This is a genomic window from Hephaestia caeni, assembly GCF_003550065.1.
Taxonomy (GTDB): Bacteria; Pseudomonadota; Alphaproteobacteria; order Sphingomonadales; family Sphingomonadaceae; genus Sphingomonas; species Sphingomonas caeni_A.
On the sequence record NZ_QXDC01000005.1, the window covers coordinates 48813 to 61948 of the forward strand.

Sequence of the window (13136 nt, forward strand, 5' to 3'; positions counted from 1 at the left end):
GAAACTTCGACAATCGGAACAGCGTTACCAGCCCAGAATGATCAAGGTCGCCAGCTACAACATGCGCAAGGGGATCGGCACCGATCGCCGCCGCCGCCCCGATCGCACGCTCGACGTGCTGTGCGAGATCGATGCCGACATCATCTGCCTGCAAGAGGCGGATCGCCGCTTCGGCGGGCGCAGCCAGGTTCTCACCCCCCATCTACTCGCCGATCACAGCCCGTGGAAGGCGGTGCCGTTCGGAACGCGCGCGGCCTCGATGGGGTGGCACGGCAACGCGATCCTCGTACGCAAAGAGGCCGAGATCCTTGATTGCGAGCCGATCCACCTGCCCGCGCTCGAACCGCGCGGCGCGGTGATGGCGGATATCGATCTCGGCGGCCAGACCGTCCGCGTGATCGGGATGCACCTCGATCTTTCGGGGCTGTGGCGCCGCCGCCAGGCCGCGGCGATCATCGCGCATATCGAGGTCAGCACCGATCGCTATCCCACCGTACTGATGGGCGATCTCAACGAATGGAGCGCGATGGCGGGCTGCCTGCGCGATTTCGGGCGCGATTATCACTTCGCCGAGACCGGCCCTAGCTTCCACGCCCGCCGCCCGATCGCACGGCTCGACCGGATCATGGTGTCGAGCGATCTGATCGTCGCCGATGCCGGCGTGCATTTCAGCCCCGCCGCGCGCAAGGCCTCCGACCATCTGCCGATCTGGGCGACGCTGGAGCGCAAATCCGAACCCGGTTCGCGCTGAGCCCTTCGACAAGCTCAGGGGAGCCTTGTCGAAGGACCGTACTTCTTCCTAAACCCCGGCAACGAACGAGCCGCACCCCGACAGGCTCAGCACGAACGGAAAGGACGTGGCGGCCATATGCGCGAAAAGGAAATCCGCCTCGCCCTCGTCTGCTATGGCGGGATCAGCCTCGCCGTCTACATGCACGGCATCACCAAGGAAATCTGGCGGGTCGCGCGCGCCAGCCAGGCGTTCATCGCGGGCGACACGGCGGGGGAAGGCAGCCAGGGCGTCTATCGCGCGCTGCTCGAGGAGATCGAGGTCGAACAGAAGCTGCGGCTGCGTGTCCTGATCGATATCGTCGCGGGCGCCAGCGCGGGCGGGATCAACGGCGTCTTCCTCGCGCAGGCGATCGCGACCGGGCAGAGCCTCGAACCGCTCACAGACCTGTGGTTCGAAAAGGCCGATGTCGAGGCGCTGATCGATCCCGAAGCCGCGCCATCGTCGCGCTATTCGAAGGTGTGGGCGCTGCCGCTCGCGTGGATGGCGGCGCGCCGATCCGAACAGGATCTCGAAGACGTGACCGAATCGGCCACGCGCGACGAAGTCCGCGCCAAGCTCTCGCATTTCGTCCGTTCGCGCTGGTTCGAGCCGCCGTTCGGGGGCGCGCGCTTCACCGGGATGCTGCTCGATGCGCTCGCCGCGATGGCGGCGGCGCCGGTCGGCCCGCGCCTGCTGCCCGATCGCCAGCCGCTCGATCTGTTCGTGACCGTCACCGATTTTCGCGGCCATCCCGAACGGTTGCGGCTCAACTCGCCGCCCGAGGTGATCGAGACCGAGCATCGCCTCGTCTTTCCGTTCAGCGATCACGGCGAAGGCGGCGACGCGCTCGGCCACGCGGCGGAACTCGCCTTCGCCGCGCGCGCGACATCGAGCTTTCCCGGCGCTTTCCCGCCCTTCACCGTCGGCGAACTCGATGGCGTGCTCGCCGAACGTGACCAGGCCTGGCCGAGCCGTGCCGCGTTCCTGCGCCGCGTGCTGCCGCGCCAGGCGGCCGCGGGCGTCACGCAGGAAGCCGCGCTGATCGACGGATCGGTGCTCGCCAACGCCCCCTTCAAGCCCGCGATCGACGCGCTGCGGGAACGCCCGGCCCGGCGCCCGGTCGATCGCCGCTTCGTCTATATCGATCCCTCGCCGGGCATGAAGATCCACCTCGCCGAAGGCTCCGAGGCCCGGACGCCGGGCTTCTTCCAGACGATCCTCGGCGCGATCTCGGAATTGCCGCGCAAGCAGCCGATCCGCGACAATCTCGATGCGATCGCCGCACGCTCGCGCCGGATCGAGCAGATGCGCAGCGTGATCGCCGATATCGCGCCCGAGGTCGAAGGCGAGATCGAGGCGTTGTTCGGCCATACGTTGTTCTTCGATCGGCCCACCGCCGCGCGGCTCGCGGGCTGGCGCCGCCGCGCGCAGATCGGCGCCGGGCGCAAGGCCGGTTACAGCTATGCCGGCTACGGCCAGCTCAAGATCGCGAGCGTGATCGATACGATCGCGCTGCTGCTCTATCAGGTCGGCGGCGAAACGGGGCCGGATCGCTGGCACCGGGTACGCGACCTTACCGAACACGCGGTGCGCACGCGCGGCTTCGGCGATGGCGGCCCGACCTTCGTCGGCGGCGCGAGCGACGCCACCATCGCTTTCCTGCGCGATTTCGATCTCGGCTTCCGCATCCGCCGGCTGCGGCTGGTCGCGCGGCGGCTGAGCGAGATCGAGGAAGCCCATGAAGAGACGCTCATCACGCCGTTCCGCGAGGCCTTGTACGAATCATTATCGGCCTATCTCGATCGCAAGCGCACCGATTTCCACTTGCGGCTGCGCGGCGACGCGCGCCGGCTGAAGGACGACGCCGCGCCACTGCTCGATCGCCTCGCCGAATCGCTCGATCTGCGCCATCTCGACGACGTCACCGACGAACGCCTCGCCGGCGCGCTTGCGGCGCTGCCCAAAGAGGCGCGCCGGCCGCTGCTGCTCACCTATCTGGGCTTTTCCTATTACGACGTCGCGACGCTGCCGCTGTTGCAAGGCGACGGGCTCGGCGAGTTCGATCCCATCCAGGTCGATCGGATCGCCCCCGACGACGCCCGCTCGATCCGCGAGGGCGGTGCCGAGGCGACGCTCAAAGGCATCCAGTTCAACAGCTTCGGCGCCTTCTTCAGCCGCGCCTATCGTGAGAACGACTACCTCTGGGGCCGCCTCCACGGCGCCGAGCGGATGATCGACATCATCGTCTCGACCTTGCCCGCCACCGCACGGATGCAACCCGGCCGGGTCGCGGCGATCAAACGCGCCGCCTTCCACGCCATCCTCGACGAGGAGCAGGATCGCCTCGGCTCCGTCGGCAACCTGATCGACACGCTCCGTCAGGAAATCGGCGCGCCGTAGCGCCTGCGCACGACCCGCACCCGTTACCCCCTCTCCCCTTGGGTGACTATCCCCTTCGGATACGTATTTTCATTCACCACCCCGGCGAAGGCCGGGGTCCAGCATCGGGCGGCGCGCAACTGGGCCCCGGCCTTCGCCGGGGTGGGAAGAAGGGGTATTTCGGCGCTTACGTATCCGAAGGGGATAAACGCCTCCCCTTGTGGGAGAGGGTTGCGCAGACTTGGCGGCTTTGCCGCCTAGTCGAAGCTGGGTGAGGGGCAAGCGACCGCACGGCGGCCGCGCGGCGCCGTCGCGCCGCATCCGTCGGCCCCGTCAATGTCCGCAATCGGGGAAGGGCAAGTCAGGGGGAACGTAGCGCCGACGTCACTGGCTTCCACGCCCGCACCGCCCTGCTGCCTGGGCTCTGGTCAAATCGCGTCCGCCGTAATAGGCTCGCGCGCCGGTTTGATTGAATGTGGAGGCCCGCCCCCCGATGCAGTTTCTGAAGGGCCTGTTCTGGTTCCTCATCGCCGTGCTCCTCGCGGCGTTCGTGTTCGGCAACTGGAACGAGATTGCCCACGTCCGCCTCTGGAACGATCTGGTCGCCGATGTGAAGCTGCCGATCCTCGTCGTGATCTGCTTCCTCGCCGGGCTGCTGCCGACGCTCGCCTATCAGCACGCGGTGCGCTGGCGGCTCAAGCAGCGGCTGGCGGCGGCCGAACGGTCGCTGGCGGCGGTGCGCGAAACCGTCGCCGCGCCGGTGCCCGAACCCGTGACGCCCGCGCCCCGCGCCGACGATATCGATGCCCCGCCGCTCCTGCCGCCGGGGGCCGCATGACGGCGCGCGTCTACGTCGCGATCGACACGCCGTCGCTCGACAAGGCCAGGGAGATCGCCGCGCGCGTCCGCCACCATGTCGGCGGGATCAAGCTGGGGCTCGAATTCTTCATGGCGAACGGGCGCGCGGGCGTCCACGAGATGCACGAGATCGGCCTGCCGATCTTTCTCGATCTCAAGTTCCACGATATCCCCAACACCGTCGGCAAGGCGATCCAGGCGCTGCGTCCGCTCGAACCGGCGATCCTCACCGTCCATGCCGCCGGCGGCCGCGCGATGCTGGAGGATGCCAAGGCCGCCGCGCCGCTCGGCACCAAGGTGGTCGCGGTGACGACGCTGACCAGCCTCGACGACCGCGATCTCAAGGCGATCGGCGTCGATCGCGCACCAGGCGAGCAAGTGCTGCACCTCACCGAACTCGCGATGACATCGGGCATCGACGGTATCGTCTGCTCGGGCGCCGAGGTCGCGGAGGCGCGCCGGCTGTGGCCCAAAGGGTTCTTCGTCGTGCCCGGCGTCCGCCCCGCCAATGGCGCGGCCGGCGATCAGAAGCGCGTCGTCACACCGCGCGCCGCGTTCGACGCGGGCGCCTCGATCATCGTCGTCGGCCGCCCGATCACGCTCGCCCCCGATCCCGATCTCGCCGCACGCGAGATCGGCGCCACTCTCTGATACGCAAAAAGGATCGCCGATGGCTTTCGACGGTAGCTGCCACTGTGGCGCGGTAACGTTCACGGTCGACGCCGACGCGCCCGAAACCGCGCTGAGCTGCAATTGCTCACACTGCCGCCGCAAGAGCTTCCTGCTCGCGTTCCTGCCCGCCGAGGTCTTCACGCTGACCTCGGGTGAGGACGCGCTGACCGATTATCACTTCAACAAACACGCGATCACGCACCGCTTCTGCGCGATCTGTGGCGCGCAGCCCTTCGCCGAGGGCAAAGCGCCCGATGGCAGCGAGGTGCGCGCGATCAACCTGCGCTGCGTCCCCGGCATCGATCTCGACGCGTTGACGCTCCAGAAGGTCGACGGCGCGAGCTTCTGACCCGCCCCCTATCGCCCCGCCGCCCCGCGCGCTAAGCGCTCGGCCATGACCAGCGCGAAAATCTGCGGCCTCTCGACGCCGGATACGCTCGCCGCCGCGATCGCAGGCGGCGCGAGCCATGTCGGCTTCGTGTTCTTCCCGCCCTCCCCGCGCAACGTCACGCCCGATCGAGCAGCCGCGCTCGCCGGGCGAGTGCCGAGCCACGTCGCCAAAGTCGGCGTGTTCGTCGATCCCGACGACGCGTTGCTCGATATCGCGATCGCCGCCGCTCAACTCGACGGCATCCAGCTCCACAAGACCTCGCCCGCCCGCACCGCCGCAATCCGCGCCCGCACGCGCCGCGAGGTCTGGGCCGCGATCCCCGTCAAGACCCGCGCCGATCTCGATGCGGGCCGCCGTTACGCCGACGCCGCCGACCGCCTGCTCTACGACGCCAGGACACCTGACGATGCGCCCGTCCCCGGCGGGATGGGGCTGCGCTTCGATTGGGCCTTGCTCGACGGCGTCCGCCACCCGCTGCCGTGGGCGTTGTCGGGTGGCCTCACCCCAAACAACGTCGCCGAGGCGATCGAGCGCACCGGCGCGCGGCTGGTCGATGTCTCCTCGGGCGTCGAATCCGCGCCCGGCGTCAAGGATGTGGACAAGATCGCCGCATTCCTTAAAGCCGCGAACCGATCATGACCGCCAATTCCTTCCGCACCCAGCCCCCCGCGCGGGCGAACAGCCTGCGCCAGCAACCCGATTCGCGCGGGCATTTCGGCACCTTCGGCGGTCGCTACGTCGCCGAGACGCTGATGCCGCTGATCCTCGATCTCGAACGCGAATATCGTGCCGCCAAGGCCGATCCCGCCTTCCAGGCCGAGTTCGACGATCTTCTGGAACACTATGTCGGCCGCCCCAGCCCGCTCTATTATGCAGAGCGCCTCACCGAGACGCTGCGCAAGGACGCGCCCGCGGGCCACGGCGCCAAAATCTACTTCAAGCGTGAGGAACTCAACCACACCGGCGCGCACAAGATCAACAATTGCATCGGCCAGATCCTGCTCGCGCGCCGCATGGGCAAGACCCGGATCATCGCCGAGACGGGCGCGGGGCAACACGGCGTCGCCACCGCCACCGTCGCCGCACGCTTCGGCCTGCCGTGCACGATCTTCATGGGCGCCAAGGACGTCGAGCGGCAGAAGCCCAACGTCTTCCGCATGAAGCTGCTCGGTGCCGAGGTGCAGCCCGTCACGAGCGGAGCGCAGACGCTCAAGGACGCGATGAACGAAGCCCTCAGAGACTGGGTCGCGACCGTCCACGACACTTTCTACATCATCGGCACCGCCGCCGGCCCGCACCCCTATCCCGAGCTGGTTCGCGATTTCCAATCGGTGATCGGCACCGAAACCCGCGCGCAAATTCTGAAAGCGGAAGGGCGCCTTCCCGATCTGCTTGTCGCCGCGGTCGGCGGCGGATCGAACGCGATCGGCCTGTTCCACCCCTTCCTCGACGACGCCGCGGTCGCGATGCTCGGCATCGAGGCGGCGGGGCGCGGGATCGCGACCGGCGAACATGCCGCGAGCCTCAACGGCGGCGTGCCGGGCGTGCTCCACGGCAACCGCACCTATCTCCTCCAGGACGAGGACGGTCAGATCGCCGAGGCGCATTCGATCTCGGCCGGGCTCGACTATCCCGGCATCGGCCCCGAACATAGCTGGCTCTACGAAAGCGGCCGCGTCGACTATATCCCGATCACCGACGCCGAAGCGCTCGACGCCTTTCAGCTCTGCTGCCGCACCGAAGGCATCATTCCCGCACTCGAAAGTTCGCACGCCCTCGCCGCATTGCCCGCCAAGGCACGCGAATATCGCGACGATCAGATCATCGTCGTCAACGTCTCGGGCCGCGGCGACAAGGACATATTCACCGTCGCCGACGCGCTGGGGGTGGCGATATGAACAGCAAAAGGCCCTCTCCCCTTCAGGGGAGAGGGTTGGGAGAGGGGCATGCGTGACCCACGCCTCATCGCCCACGCCAAGAAAATGCGCCGAGAGCCGACAGAACCCGAATTGCGACTCTGGGACGTGCTGAGAGCAAAGCGATTCAACGGAATCAAGTTCCGCTATCAGAAGGTGATCGGCCGCTACATCACCGACTTTTCCTCGCGCGCACCCATGCTCGTGATCGAAATTGACGGCGACACCCATGTATCGCAGCAGGATTATGACGCCCGCCGCACCGCTTTCCTCCAATCCGAAGGCTATCGCGTGGTCCGTTTCACGAACTCAGACGTCATGACAAATCTCGAAGGCGTGGTGCAGCACTTGCAGATTCTGATCGACACTGCCCCTCTCCCGTCGCCGCTTCGCGGCTCTTCCCTCTCCCCTGAAGGGGAGAGGGTTTTATGACCCGCCTCTCCGCTGCCTTTGCGCAAGGCCGTCCCGCGCTCGTCATCTTCGTCACCGTCGGCGATCCCTCGCCCGCCGCCACGCCGGCGATCCTCGATGCGCTGGTCGAGGGCGGCGCCGACGTGATCGAACTCGGCATGCCCTTCACCGATCCGATGGCGGACGGCCCCGCGATCCAGGCCGCGAACCTGCGCAGCCTCGCCACGGGCACCACCACCGCGGGCATCCTCGCGATCGCCCGTGATTTCCGCGCCCGCCACCCGCATATCCCGCTCGTGCTGATGGGTTATGCCAATCCGATGCTGCGCCGGGGGCCGGACTGGTTCGCCGCCGCCGCGCGTGACGCCGGGATCGACGGCGTGATCTGCGTCGACGTGCCGCCGGAGGAAGACGACGCGCTCGGCCCCGCGCTCAGGGCGGCGGGAATCGACCCGATCCGCCTCGCCACGCCCACCACTGACGCCGCGCGGCTGCCCGCCGTGCTCGAGGGCGCGAGCGGGTTCATCTATTACGTCTCGGTCGCGGGTATTACAGGCAAGCAGCAGGCGGCGCAGGCATCGGTCGCCGAGGCGGTCGGCCGCCTCAAAGCCGCGACCGACCTGCCCGTCGCGGTCGGCTTCGGCATCCGCACTCCTGAACAGGCGGCCGCAATCGCCCGCGTCGCCGACGGCGTCGTCGTCGGCTCGGCGATCGTCGATCTGATCGCGCGCCACGGCGAGGATGCGCCCGGCCCCGTTCGCGCCTATGTAGCAGACCTCGCGGCCGCGATCCGTGCCGCCCACAAGGAACGTCCATGAGCTGGCTCACCCGCGTCCGTAACGCGCTCCCTTTCGTCCCCAAGGCGCAGACACCCGAGAATCTCTGGTACAAGTGCAAGGGCTGTGGCCAGATGGTGTTCACCAAGGAACTGGAGGACAACCTCTACGTCTGCCCCAAATGCGATCACCATGAACGGATCGGGCCGACGCATCGGTTCGCCTATCTGTTCGACGAGGGCAGCTACAGCGAACTACCCACGCCCAGGGTCACCGAGGACCCGCTCAAATTTCGTGATTCGAAACGTTATGTCGATCGCCTCAAGGCCGCGCGCACCAGCACCGGCGAACAGGACGCGCTCATTACAGCGCGCGGCACGATCGAAGGCCGCAAGGCGATCGTCGGCGTCCAGGATTTCGCGTTCATGGGCGGTTCGATGGGGCTCGCCGTCGGCGAGGCGTTCGTCGCCGGCGTAGAAGCCGCGATCGCCGACAATTGCCCCTATGTCATATTCACCGCCAGCGGCGGCGCGCGGATGCAGGAGGGTATCCTCAGCCTGATGCAGATGCCGCGCTCGACGGTCGCGATCCAGATGCTCCACGACGCCGGCCTGCCCTATATCGTCGTCCTCACCGATCCCACGTCGGGCGGCGTCATGGCGGCCTATGCGATGCTGGGCGATATCCAGATCGCCGAGCCCAAGGCGACGCTCGCCTTCACCGGCCGCCGCGTGATCGAGAACACGATCCGCGAAAAGCTGCCCGAGGATTTCCAGACGAGCGAATATTATCTCGAACACGGGCTGATCGACATGGTCGTCCACCGCAAGGAGCTGAAGCACAGGCTCGCGACGGTGATCGGCTATCTGGGCGACGACGCGAAGCGGGCGGCGTAAACAACATCCAGCCCCTGCAAATGTCCGATTACGCGACCTCTTCCGATCCCGCCGTCCAGCGTCAGCTCGATCGGCTGTGGTCGCTGTCGCCCGGCGCCGACACGCTGGGGCTGGAACGGATCACGCGCCTGCTCGATCGGTTGGGCGATCCGCAACACCGCCTGCCCCCCGTGCTCCACGTCGCCGGCACCAACGGCAAGGGCTCGACCTGCGCGTTCCTGCGCGCGGCGATCGACGCCGCCGGCCTTGCCGCCCACGTCTATTCGAGCCCGCATCTGGTGCGCTTCAACGAGCGTATCCGCGTCGCGGGCACGCTGATCGACGACGGCGCGCTCGCGGCATTGCTGGAGGAAGTGCTCGATCACGCCGGTGGACTCGATGCGAGCTTCTTCGAGGTGACGACCGCGGTCGCCTTCCTCGCCTTCGCGCGCAACCCCGCCGACGCCTGCGTCGTCGAGGTCGGGCTCGGCGGGCGGCTCGACGCCACCAACGTCATCCAGCACCCGCTCGTCACCGGCATCGCCCAACTCGGCATCGATCACCAGGCCTTCCTCGGCGACAGCGCGGAAGGGATCGCCGCCGAAAAAGCAGGCATCGCCAAAGCGGGCGTCCCCCTGGTGACGATGCGCTACGCCGACGGCGTGGCAAGCCGCATCGCCGAAGTGGCGGCGGCCGCCGCCGCGCCGGTCAAGGCGCTCGGTGTCGACTGGTTCTACGAGGTGCGCGGCGATCGCCTCGATTATCGCGACGCGCAGGGGGCGCTCGATACACCGCTTCCCGGCCTGCCCGGCCCGCACCAGCCCGGCAATCTCGCGCTGGCGATTGCAATGCTGCGCCACCAGACGCAGCTCGCCATTCCTACCACCGCCATCGAGACGGCCGCGCGATGCGCGAACTGGCCCGCACGAATGCAGCGATTGGCGGACGGGCCGCTGACTCGCCGGCTTCCCGCCGCAAGCGCGCTATGGCTCGATGGCGGGCACAACCAGGCCGCGGGCGCCGCGGTCGCAACCGCGATCGCCGACCTGCGCGGCGACCGCCCGCTCCATCTGGTTTGCGGCATGCTCGCCAACAAGGATGCGGCGGGCTTCCTGGCGCCGCTAGCACGGCAGGCATCCTCCCTGACGGCAGTTCCGATCCCCGGCCACGCGTGCCACCCGCCCGCCGCGCTCGCGCGCACGGCGGCAGCGCTCGGGCTGGAAACGAACGTCGCCGACACGGTAGGCGACGCACTGCGACGGATCGCCGACAGGCACGACGCTACCGATCCCGTCGTTCTGATCGTCGGTTCGCTCTATCTCGCCGGCGAGGTGTTGGCCACCAACGGCGAACTTCCCAACTAATTCCTATTTGCGATTGACTTGCAATAGCGAGTGAGGAACCATACGCGCCCGAGACAGGAGTCGCGCATGACCAGCACCCGAACCATCACCCACACCCTTCCCCACACGCTCCCCGAGGATGCCGACGCGCGGCTCGTGCTGTTCGCGATCCGGCGGCTGGGCGCGCACGGGCTGCACGACGCCTGCGCCGCCCACGCCTTCGTCACCGCGTTCGGCGAGGCGTTCCGTCGCCCGCTCGTGCTGATGCGCGCGTTCATGCTCGACGTGGCCAGCACCGCCGCGCAGCCGATCGCGATCGCACCGTGCTGCTGCGCGCGGGCGACCGCGTCCGAAGCCGCGCTCCTCGATGTCCTCGCGCGTGCCGAGACCAGTCCCGAAAAAGCGCGATTGCTGCTTGCCGATCAGCTCGGCACGCGCGCGGTGGATGGGGTATTGGCAAGCGCTGCCGCAGTCGCCGCCGCCTTCGCCGATGCGGGGCGACCGATCCAATGTTAGCGATTTGCGATCCGCGCTCTACGCCTCGCCGACACGTCGACGCTCCCGCCACCATTCCAGCGCTGCCAATACGATCGCAGAGCAGCCCAACCCAGCCGTCAGATAGAAAACCCACGCATAGCCGTGTACCTCGATCGCTTTGCCGAGCGCTCCCCGTCCCAGCGATCCGACGAGAAATGTCAATGACGACAGCAACGCATATTGCACGGCGCTATATCGTTTCGACGCGATCGAACTGAGATAGGCAACAAACGCCGCTCCGGCGAGGCCGCCAGCGATATTCTCGCCGGAAATCGCCAACAATAGCCGAGACATCCGGTCGTCCGAACCGAATTGCGCGAATAGCCAATAGAGGCCCGTCGTGTGACCGAAGACGTCCAGTCCCGCGCCTCCGTTCGCGAGATCGGCGTATAAAAGATTGCTGATTGCGGCGACTACCGCACCCAGTACCACGGTCGCCATACGGCCGATCCAACTGAAAAACAGCGCTGACATAGCGATGCCTGCCATCGTCATGCCGACGCCGAAGAACTTCGAGGCAATCGCGACCTGGTCGTTCGTATAGTCCAGAAACCCCAGGTAAAACGGATAAGCAAAAGTGCCCCAGATCGAATCCGTTATACGGTAGGTCAAGATCAGCGCCAGAACGAGGATAGCGCCCCAACGCAGCCTGTCGATCAGGTCCGCCAACGGCAGGATCAACGTCGAATAGCCATGATCGACGATACGATTCCAGCGGTTGGCCGCTGGTGCCGGGCGATCGATCACATGTCGTCCCTTGCGCTTCCACGATTGTAGCACGGCGGCGATGATGGCGGGCAGGATCACCGTCGCAAAAACGATGACCGGGCCATAGAACGCCACAAAGGCGGTGGGATCGGGCCTGTCTGCCGGGGCTGCACCAAGCGACCGAACCATGAACACAATGACCATAAAGATCGACCAAGCCCACAAGGTGCCGACAATGACGAGCGCGCCGCCCCTCACCTGCGGCGACAATTCGCCCGCACGCCGCAGTTCATGCTCGTCCTCGACGATATTCTGCTGATCGCTGTCGGGAGCGAAGCAGGTGATCGCCATCACCGCCAATAGAGCGCACCCCATCACGGCATATACGGCCGGCCATCCGATGCGCGCGGCAAGCACGAGCGCCAACGCGCCCCCCGCCAGCGCTGCGATTCGATAGCCGAGTTGATAGACGGTCGACAGAATATCCAGTGTCGCGATGTCATCAGCCTGATCGACGCGCCACGCATCGGTCGCGATATCCTGCGTGGCTGAAGCAAAAGCGCCCAATCCGGCAAGCGCTGAAAACCATCCGAGCGATCGCGCAGGATCAAACAGCGACAGAGCGATCAGAATCACACCAAGCAAACCTTGGGCTGGAATAAGCCACCCCTTGCGCCGTCCGATGCCGCCGATGAGCGGTAGCCGCACCCGGTCCACGACCGGCGACCAAAGGAATTTGAAGGCATAAGCGAGGCCAATCAGCGAGAAGACGCCCATCGTCTCAAGATCGACCTCGGCATCGCTCAACCACGCATATAGCGTTCCCAGCAACAGGGCATAAGGTAGGCCGGACCCGAAGCCGAGCGCGAACATCACGCCGATCTTGCGATTGGTGAAGGCAGCCCTCAGGAGCTTCCAACCCTTCAGACCCCCGGAATCGCCCATTCCCACAATCACTCCCGATCTTTCGTGACGGACCCTAACGGCAAATCACGGAACGAGAAACGACCTCTCACGCCGCCGTTTCGAGAAACAGGCTGAACCCGCCCGGCAGCCTGCGCGGCTTCTTTCCGCGCAGCACATCGTCGATCGCGCAGATCGATTGCAGCAGGTCGCGCTGGGCATAGGGCTTGGCAAGGCATCCTGCCGCCACCCCGCGCGCCTCCATCGGGCAGTCGCCGGTGACGAACAGCGCATGGACACCCCTCGCACGCGCTGCCTCCGCCACCGCGATCCCGCTGCCGTCGGGAAGCGTCACGTCGACCAGCACCAGGTCGACCTCGCCACTCCCCAGAAGGGCGATCGCCTCGGCCACGGTATCCACGGTCGCGGCGATTCCAAAGCCTTCGTCGGTGAGATAGCGTTCGGTATCGAACGCCACCAGCGGCTCATCCTCGACGATCAGCAAGCGCTTGATCCGACGATTTTTCTTCGCGAACAACATCCTTCCGCCCTTATCCGCCGATCTGCTCGCCGCCCGATCTCGTTACGCCATCGT

14 protein-coding genes are annotated in these 13136 nt (G+C 66.8%); 12 read left to right on the forward strand and 2 right to left on the reverse strand.

The window, feature by feature from the left end; all coding sequences use genetic code 11:
* Positions 1–37 precede the first annotated feature (37 nt).
* From DFR49_RS19280 to DFR49_RS19335, 12 genes are all read left to right on the forward strand, one after another.
* Complete coding sequence (locus DFR49_RS19280) at positions 38–751, forward strand: endonuclease/exonuclease/phosphatase family protein (RefSeq protein ID WP_119037359.1); 714 nt, start codon at positions 38–40, stop codon at positions 749–751.
* A 117-nt stretch (positions 752–868) separates the two neighbouring features.
* Positions 869–3172 (forward strand): patatin-like protein, encoded by a 2304-nt coding sequence (locus DFR49_RS19285; RefSeq protein ID WP_119037360.1) that lies wholly within the window; start codon positions 869–871, stop codon positions 3170–3172.
* A gap of 472 nt (positions 3173–3644) precedes the next feature.
* Positions 3645–3989, forward strand: coding sequence for a hypothetical protein (locus DFR49_RS19290; protein WP_119037361.1), 345 nt, complete (start codon positions 3645–3647; stop codon positions 3987–3989).
* Positions 3986–4660, forward strand: coding sequence for an orotidine-5'-phosphate decarboxylase (pyrF, locus tag DFR49_RS19295; protein WP_119037362.1), 675 nt, complete (start codon positions 3986–3988; stop codon positions 4658–4660). Before DFR49_RS19290 ends, pyrF begins: the two co-directional genes overlap by 4 nt.
* Positions 4661–4679: 19 nt before the next feature.
* Entirely contained in the window at positions 4680–5030 is a 351-nt protein-coding gene (locus DFR49_RS19300) for a GFA family protein (RefSeq protein ID WP_119037363.1), read from the forward strand.
* A gap of 45 nt (positions 5031–5075) precedes the next feature.
* Entirely contained in the window at positions 5076–5711 is a 636-nt protein-coding gene (locus tag DFR49_RS19305; protein ID WP_119037364.1) for a phosphoribosylanthranilate isomerase, read from the forward strand.
* Positions 5708–6970, forward strand: a complete 1263-nt coding sequence (gene trpB, locus DFR49_RS19310; RefSeq protein ID WP_119037365.1) for a tryptophan synthase subunit beta — start codon at positions 5708–5710, stop codon at positions 6968–6970. The genes DFR49_RS19305 and trpB overlap by 4 nt, the downstream gene beginning before the upstream one ends.
* Positions 6971–7018: 48 nt before the next feature.
* Positions 7019–7420 carry an endonuclease domain-containing protein gene (locus DFR49_RS19315; protein ID WP_119037366.1) on the forward strand — a complete coding sequence of 134 codons (402 nt, stop codon included), beginning with the start codon at positions 7019–7021 and terminating at the stop codon, positions 7418–7420.
* A complete protein-coding gene (gene trpA / locus DFR49_RS19320; RefSeq protein ID WP_119037367.1) occupies positions 7417–8217 on the forward strand; it encodes a tryptophan synthase subunit alpha in 801 nt (266 codons plus the stop codon). The genes DFR49_RS19315 and trpA overlap by 4 nt, the downstream gene beginning before the upstream one ends.
* Complete coding sequence (accD, locus tag DFR49_RS19325) at positions 8214–9071, forward strand: acetyl-CoA carboxylase, carboxyltransferase subunit beta (RefSeq protein ID WP_119037368.1); 858 nt, start codon at positions 8214–8216, stop codon at positions 9069–9071. Before trpA ends, accD begins: the two co-directional genes overlap by 4 nt.
* Positions 9072–9091: 20 nt before the next feature.
* Positions 9092–10414 (forward strand): bifunctional folylpolyglutamate synthase/dihydrofolate synthase, encoded by a 1323-nt coding sequence (locus tag DFR49_RS19330; RefSeq protein ID WP_119037369.1) that lies wholly within the window; start codon positions 9092–9094, stop codon positions 10412–10414.
* 66 nt (positions 10415–10480) lie between these two features.
* On the forward strand, positions 10481–10909 hold the full coding sequence (locus DFR49_RS19335; RefSeq protein WP_119037370.1) for a DUF6628 family protein: 429 nt from the start codon (positions 10481–10483) through the stop codon (positions 10907–10909).
* An 18-nt stretch (positions 10910–10927) separates the two neighbouring features.
* On the opposite strand, the gene DFR49_RS19340 is transcribed toward DFR49_RS19335, so the two are convergent.
* Together DFR49_RS19340 and DFR49_RS19345 are read right to left on the reverse strand one after the other, a co-directional pair.
* A complete protein-coding gene (locus DFR49_RS19340; RefSeq protein ID WP_119037371.1) occupies positions 10928–12583 on the reverse strand; it encodes an AmpG family muropeptide MFS transporter in 1656 nt (551 codons plus the stop codon).
* Between the two features lie 67 nt (positions 12584–12650).
* Entirely contained in the window at positions 12651–13082 is a 432-nt protein-coding gene (locus DFR49_RS19345) for a response regulator (RefSeq protein WP_119037372.1), read from the reverse strand.
* Between the last annotated feature and the right edge of the window lie 54 nt (positions 13083–13136).